This window comes from Methylophaga sp. UBA2513 (assembly GCF_002341285.1).
In the GTDB taxonomy this organism is placed as follows: Bacteria; Pseudomonadota; Gammaproteobacteria; order Nitrosococcales; family Methylophagaceae; genus Methylophaga; species Methylophaga marina.
Genome location: NZ_DDNT01000018.1, coordinates 86,781 through 93,162, shown reverse-complemented (window position 1 = coordinate 93,162; position 6,382 = coordinate 86,781). Strand labels below are relative to the sequence as shown.

The following is a 6,382-nucleotide window of genomic DNA, read 5'->3' as shown; positions in this document are numbered from 1 at the left end:
ACATTCCAAACATGAGACTGCAGCTGCCATTCACCCTCATCATTTTGTTCCAGAACAGTAACTAACACTCCACCAAACTCGATTGGTTGTGAATCGGCATTAACGCCTTCAGCTTTCCAATAACCTACTTGGGTAATTTGCCTCTCAGCATCAATAATTTTCACTGTTTCAATCTGATGATTGTGCACACCACCCTCGATAAAGCCTGAGAATAATTTTCTTATCTCATCATGGCCCTCAAGCAAGGTGCCATCGCCTGGCGAGACGGTCGCCGAATCACCATATAAATCAATCAGACTTTCCAGCTCACCTTGGTTAAGCGCCTGATTCCACTGTTGATTGGCACTCTTGACAATTTCTCTTGAACTCTTTCTCGATTCTTTCATTGGTAACCTCCTGGTTGGTTAGGATGCTAATTAAATATATAAAAAAGTACTCATAAAAACACAGGCTGCTGGTTCAATTTTGCCAGGATCTGCATAAGCGTCTTGCTCTCCGCCTCTGTCAAGACTGACATCAGTTGGTTGACTCGCCGGTAGTATTCGGGCATCACTTCATCAAGTTTCGCCTGACCTTTTGTAGTAAGTTTGATCAGTGTTTGTCTGCGGTCCTCATGCGAGACCATTTTGGTGACTAATTTGTCACGTTGCAGACTATTTAGGAGTCCAGTCATAGTGGCGCGACTGACACCGGCTTTTCCTGCCAGCTTGGATGGGCTAGAACACCCATCATCTTCTCGCATCAATAGCACCAGTACCCACCATCGTCCTTGCAATAAAGCATGCGCCTCTAGGTAGCGGTCTAGGCCGTTTGAGAGATCTGTGCCAACACGCAAGAATGTTAGAAACTGCATGACCCTATCAATATCTACTTCGGGATACCGATCAGCAAATTTCTTAAGGATGTCCGCGTCTGGTAAATCTTTAAGCTCCAACATGTTTCCCACTATAGTTAGTTAGCTAACTAATTGCAAGATTTATTTAGTCTGGCCTTTCACCCTTCCAAAAATTCATGCCATGTGGATGATGGGACTCCCTAGATGAGTTTTTTAGTCCCAAATTGTGATGCAGACATCACAACGTTTCACAGTGTAGTAAATAGCAATATCAACACCTTAGGGCACACAGCGTGTGTCATGAGGTTTCATGGAATATCATCGTATTCCATGGATTGTTTATAGATTTTTCTATGTGTAACTAATTGATATTGCTAGAAAGGAAGCGCTATGACGAACAAAAAACATCCACAGACGCGCAACTCAGAGCACCAAATCCGGGTTCTAACCTGACTTTGCGGACACTTCAAATAAGCCCGATAATGGGCAAAGAGGAGATTTAGATATATTATGCGGCTCGCCTGGGATGTTCAAGAGGCGGCGTATAATTCAAGGGAAGGTCAAACCCGGCATCAAATGTGCTCAATTGGTTGGCAAAATCACAACCCAGATTTTCTTGGCAGAATTGAACTATCGTAAGATACTGAAGCTTCACATGATCAATTTGTTCTGAGATACACAATAAATAAATCGGTAGGCCGATGCATGGCGAAAGTAAAGTGAGTGAGCACTTCCGCTGAATTGTCTGCTATAGATAAGTGTTGGTACGCCCGGCAGGACTCGAACCTGCTACCCTCGGCTTAGAAGGCCGCCAAATATTCACGCAAAATTAGATAGTTAGCAAACAATCCACTTTCGCCAAGTGTGAAAAAAGAGAATTTTATCTATTTGTTTGATAAAGTTATTTTAAATCGTGGCGAAAGTATTTTTTTCGTCAAAATAAGGAGATTGGATATGCTTTCAAAGGAAACAGTTAATGAGTTGAGGGAGTTAGCGGATAACTCAAAAAACGAAGAAATGAAAAAGTTAATTGAGATCCTGTTAAAAGAATCGGAACAGCTATCTAGTGGGCTGAGGGGCTATTAATATAGCCTGGCAAGCGAGTAACTGATTGGTTACTCGCACCTTGCCTGATAATACCGAAGCTGGGCTGTCATAGTTACTATTTGCTCGACGAGGGTGTAATAATACCGTTCAGCGTCTTTAGTAAGTCTGGGGGCGGCTCTTTCGCCCATGCTGGTATCGGAGCTGGTTTCGGGCACGTTGTCGCTACCGGCTGGACAGGTTGCATTGATGAGCAGGCGCTTACGCCCAGCAGCAACATCATCACGAAGCTGATTAATTTCATTTTCTGCATCACGTAGTTTCCTGTATTGGATGGCTTCAGCAGTGGCCCATAGCTTTTCGTTAGCGTCGAGTTCGGCTTGTAATGATTGCTGTGTGTTTAGTGCTTCTTCAGATATGGATTTTAACTCGTTGCTGTGTGCTGTTTTTAGGTTTGATATTTCAGCATTTTTAATCAATCCGTTAATCCACCAACCCGTGCCGACACCAATGCTTAACCCAGAGAAAAACAAGCCAATCAAAATGTACGGCTTAAGGGGATTCATTGATACTGTCCTGCTAAACAGAGATTATCTCGGTTATCTTGTCTTCGGTTATATAAGCCTTGAATAAACTGACCACTTGCATATGACCAGTTTGGTTTGCCTGAGAATGTCGTTGCCAGTAAATCACACGCTTTCTTGTATTTACCTTGCCTTGCATATTTAGCTGACTGACTATTACACGCTTTAACATAGCCCACATTCCAAGCAAGACTTGATAGCCCATCAAAAACAGTTTGTGGTGGCAGAAAGCCAAGGCAATCAAGTAATTTTGTTTGTACCCTGCCAAGTGATACGCTCATAACGCGATCGCATTTTTCCTGTGACCAATACTCACCCACAATCACAGGCTCATCAGTCACGTACTTTGTTATTCCATGGCAGGTTGTAGGTAGTCCATTTGCTAGATTGTCAGCGTAAACAGTCATACCACCGCTACCACCTTCCCATTTGCTGAGAAAATCCATCAATGGCTGACTTGCTAGAACAAGCCCACCGATAACACCGGCTATGATTCGCTTTTTCATCCATTTCTCCAGGCAATAAAAAACCCGCCGAAGCGGGTCTTAATGAGCATTGTTTAATTTAGGTAATGTTGCCGCACGAAAAGGCAGAGATACGGGCTGTTGTACTAGGAAGCTGTATTATCCTCATGCCTGTTTTACCTGTTGTATAGGTAGCATCTGTAGTTGTGGCTGCTAAGTCACCATTCACATACATCTCCAATGTTGTGCCAATAGCTCTCATCTGTAATATGTTTGTGCCAGTTAAGCCAGTTAGATTCGCAGCAGAACCGAGAGGGGTTTCAGTTGCTCCATTAACACGAAATGCTTGCACAGATGCTGTTCCCGCGGTTGTGTTTATATCAAATTCCATCGCATAGAACTGGCTAACCTCATATCCTATGAGTGCAGGGTTAACCCTAGTTAATACATAAACTCGGGTGGATGCTCCAGTTGTTATTGCTGTTACGGTTGCATGGTGATCATCAGTAATAACCGCTTCGGCAAAGTTAGAGCGGCGGCTGATGTCACCACGGTTATAAACTTGATTTGAGTCTATCTCAAGAGCGATGCTGGATACTTCTTCAAGAGCAGACCATCCAGTGAGGTCTGCAACGTCTGCGAGATCGGGTGCAACAAAATCACCGACAAAGACTTCTGTTAAAGTAGGCCCTGACGCTTCTGATGTATTTGTGCCGCTTACCTCTGTATTGAACTCTGTTATGTTATAACCAGCACCGTCAATGAGAGCGATATAACCAGCAGCGTTCGCAGGTGCGTACAGATTGTTGCGGTCAATAACCCCATCAGCGTAAGCTGTTGAGTCAATTCGCATAGTGACACCGTCAAAATCAATCTGAGCGTCATTATCTACAACATCAAACTGCGTTTGACCGTCATCAGCTTTGATGAACTGCCTATCTGTGACTACATTGCCGTCAGCAGTAATATGAAATTCAGCACTGTCTGTTGCCGCTGCTGTAGCCAAAACTACAGTCGCCCAATTTGTGTACTCGTTGTGCAATCCAGCAGTATCTATATCACTGTTTCTGGCAAAACGAATAGTCCTTGCGTTACTGCCATAATACAGACAGTGCATAACATTTGAATAATTGTCAGCAAGCAACAGTCCTTCCGCGTACTCAACAGGGTATGAATATGTATTTGTGATAGAGCAGTCAACGCCCATTCGCATGTACTTGGATAGCTTATTGTTTGTAAAGGCTATGTTGTAATGCGTCAGATCTTCTATTTGAGACTTTAAATTACCATTAACAGCATAAGAAACACCCATACCTTTACCGAAGTTGTTTAGAGTAACGAGCAAGTTATCAAGGTAACCTGTTGGGTATAAATGATGATCTTTAGTGTCATCCTTGCAATCTGTTTCAAAATCACAGGCTACAACACCAAAATCACTATCTCTGTTTCTCACATCATGAACGACTTGGTATGAGTATAGCTCTGGCCCACCAGTAACCACATAAGCACCAGCAGGACAATCTCTTGTTGTAGCAGAATCCAAAACAAAAGTATCGCCAGACCAGCTTAGGTATGGGATTCTATGTCTAACTGTGTCGTCATCAGATAGTATTCGACCTGTAGCATCCAGATACCAAAGGTAGCCAGTAGCCGGAGTAGAAGGGTCTATTGTTGCTGATACTTGAAAGTTTATGGTTCCAGCTAAATTGCCTGCGCTTGTGTGCTCAAACCTATCAGATATTAATTGCTGAAATTTGCACTGGAGCATAGTCAATGTTCGCGTCCACTCCCCTGTGTCAGTTGTTAGCATGTCCACACTAGAGCCGGCGCTAACCGAGTTAATGAAATCAACCCGATGAACTAGGTTTCTGAATGTACCAGCCCCGCTAGATGACATAGACTGTGCTACGCATGCACTAGTCCTCTCTCCATCAATTATTAAGTTTCCAAAGAAATTAAATCCAGAAAGGCTACCTCCACCCCCAAAACCGTATGAAATTACACGACTAGGTGAATCATTAGTTATGACTGGTCTATTTTTATACCCGATCAGGTGATATCCGGTAGAGCTAAAATTAATCGCATAACTTCTTGTATAATTCCCTGATAGGTAATAAGTCTCACCACCAAGATTATCAAACGCTCCACCAGTGATTGTCTGCTTCGGCCCAGTAGAGCTGGTAACATTTGTATAATCAGCACCAAGCGCCTCGGCAAGTTGAATCTGGTTATCATTAACCTTGGTGAAACGATATAAACCAGCAGGGAAACCACCCTCTGTAGCGCCAGATAAATAAATAAAGTTGTAGTGATAAATCGGGCAGATATCAGCCGTTGCTGCATCGGTATCAACTGATGTGAAAGCCCCTGTTTGCTCTACGATTTGAGTTGAGTCGGTATAGGCTGCCGTTGTAAGGCTAACCCCCCAAGGGTCAAGGCCATCATTACCTGCGTCACCATCATCCTGATCGTAAAAGCGAATAGGTAACGTGCTTTCAGTGATGGGATTCAATTCTTTAGTCAGAGAAGCAAACCTTACTTGACCATCAATACCGCTTGGTGACATAACCTCAACCGTGACATTAAAGTCACCAGCCACAGGAATCATGGCATGCAGCGTGCCCTCAGAACTATCCGTTAAGAGGTTATGCGCTTCTTCTGTAACAGGATTAATAATGCCAAACCAGTCTGGAACCGGGTCACCGTTCCGATATGAAACCTTGATGCGAATATCAAAGTCTGTGAATTCGTTAACAGCTCTTGTACTCAGTTTTCTACTTGCTGCGCTTAGAATGTTGCCTGGAACAATCTTAACTACTAAATGCTTAGGAAGAATGTCTACAGTAGGCACAACCTCAAAGCCTGCAACCACAGAACCTAAGTTTTGTGCCTCAGTATTGGCTATACCGCGATAGTCTGCTGGTTGAGAGATTAGCGTGCCTTCACCCACCACACTTGAGCCGCCACGCATCCTCAAACTAATAATCGCAGCAAGCACCTTTTTATTCAGCATGCATTTTCTCCAGGCATAAAAAAACCGCCTTTAGGCGGTCTTGGTTTTGGTTGGTCATTGGATTTATGCTGCTGGAGCTTCCCACTCAGTAAATGTAATTGCAGCCTTACCAATGTCACATTTAATCCATGCTTTTTTAGTTGAAAGCTTTGGGAATTCTTCTGAGCGTTTTAATACTGTTCCCTTGATAGTTTCGCCGGGCTCTGTTGATGCTGTCTCTGCATAACGGCAGGTATCTCCGTCATTGCAAACTAGACCTTCAAGACCGTCAGCCGCGGATATTTCTACCCAACCATCAGCGGGTATTACTTCATATGTAATTGAGGTAGACATTCTTATCTCCATCTAATAGACGTAAAAAAACCGCTTTCGCGGTCTGTGTTTCGGGTAGTTGTTTCGGTTAGTATTGACGGACTATTTTTAGTGCATGGTTATAATCAGT

The 6,382-nt window shown here is 43.5% G+C and carries 7 protein-coding genes; 1 reads left to right on the top strand and 6 read right to left on the bottom strand.

What is annotated here, in order from left to right:
* Both B3V56_RS11030 and B3V56_RS11025 read right to left on the bottom strand, forming a co-directional pair.
* On the bottom strand, positions 1 to 386 hold a 386-nt coding region (locus tag B3V56_RS11030), incomplete at its 3' end, for a YybH family protein (RefSeq protein ID WP_289284284.1).
* Positions 387 to 436: 50 nt separating this feature from the next.
* Positions 437 to 937 (bottom strand): MarR family winged helix-turn-helix transcriptional regulator, encoded by a 501-nt coding sequence (locus tag B3V56_RS11025; RefSeq protein ID WP_289281586.1) that lies wholly within the window; start codon positions 935 to 937, stop codon positions 437 to 439.
* Between the two features lie 852 nt (positions 938 to 1,789).
* On the opposite strand from B3V56_RS11025, the gene B3V56_RS11020 reads away from it, so the two are divergent.
* Positions 1,790 to 1,921, top strand: a complete 132-nt coding sequence (locus tag B3V56_RS11020; protein ID WP_289281585.1) for a hypothetical protein — start codon at positions 1,790 to 1,792, stop codon at positions 1,919 to 1,921.
* A 29-nt stretch (positions 1,922 to 1,950) separates the two neighbouring features.
* Here B3V56_RS11020 and B3V56_RS11015 read toward each other — a convergent pair whose 3' ends face one another.
* From B3V56_RS11015 to B3V56_RS11000, 4 genes are all read right to left on the bottom strand, one after another.
* Entirely contained in the window at positions 1,951 to 2,445 is a 495-nt protein-coding gene (locus tag B3V56_RS11015; RefSeq protein WP_289281584.1) for a lysis protein, read from the bottom strand.
* Complete coding sequence (locus tag B3V56_RS11010; RefSeq protein ID WP_289284283.1) at positions 2,442 to 2,969, bottom strand: lysozyme; 528 nt, start codon at positions 2,967 to 2,969, stop codon at positions 2,442 to 2,444. Before B3V56_RS11010 ends, B3V56_RS11015 begins: the two co-directional genes overlap by 4 nt.
* A 58-nt stretch (positions 2,970 to 3,027) precedes the next feature.
* Positions 3,028 to 5,940 (bottom strand): hypothetical protein, encoded by a 2,913-nt coding sequence (locus tag B3V56_RS11005; RefSeq protein WP_289284282.1) that lies wholly within the window; start codon positions 5,938 to 5,940, stop codon positions 3,028 to 3,030.
* A gap of 63 nt (positions 5,941 to 6,003) precedes the next feature.
* On the bottom strand, positions 6,004 to 6,273 hold the full coding sequence (locus tag B3V56_RS11000) for a hypothetical protein (protein ID WP_289281579.1): 270 nt from the start codon (positions 6,271 to 6,273) through the stop codon (positions 6,004 to 6,006).
* Between the last annotated feature and the right edge of the window lie 109 nt (positions 6,274 to 6,382).

Bases quoted from the DNA above. Each gene is read 5' to 3' on its own strand.
- B3V56_RS11010 (WP_289284283.1), bottom strand. From the start codon at position 2,969: ATGAAAAAGCGAATCATAGCCGGTGTTATCGGTGGGCTTGTTCTAGCA.
- B3V56_RS11005 (WP_289284282.1), bottom strand. From the start codon at position 5,940: ATGCTGAATAAAAAGGTGCTTGCTGCGATTATTAGTTTGAGGATGCGT.
- B3V56_RS11025 (WP_289281586.1), bottom strand. From the start codon at position 937: ATGTTGGAGCTTAAAGATTTACCAGACGCGGACATCCTTAAGAAATTT.
- B3V56_RS11020 (WP_289281585.1), top strand. From the start codon at position 1,790: ATGCTTTCAAAGGAAACAGTTAATGAGTTGAGGGAGTTAGCGGATAAC.
- B3V56_RS11015 (WP_289281584.1), bottom strand. From the start codon at position 2,445: ATGAATCCCCTTAAGCCGTACATTTTGATTGGCTTGTTTTTCTCTGGG.
- B3V56_RS11000 (WP_289281579.1), bottom strand. From the start codon at position 6,273: ATGTCTACCTCAATTACATATGAAGTAATACCCGCTGATGGTTGGGTA.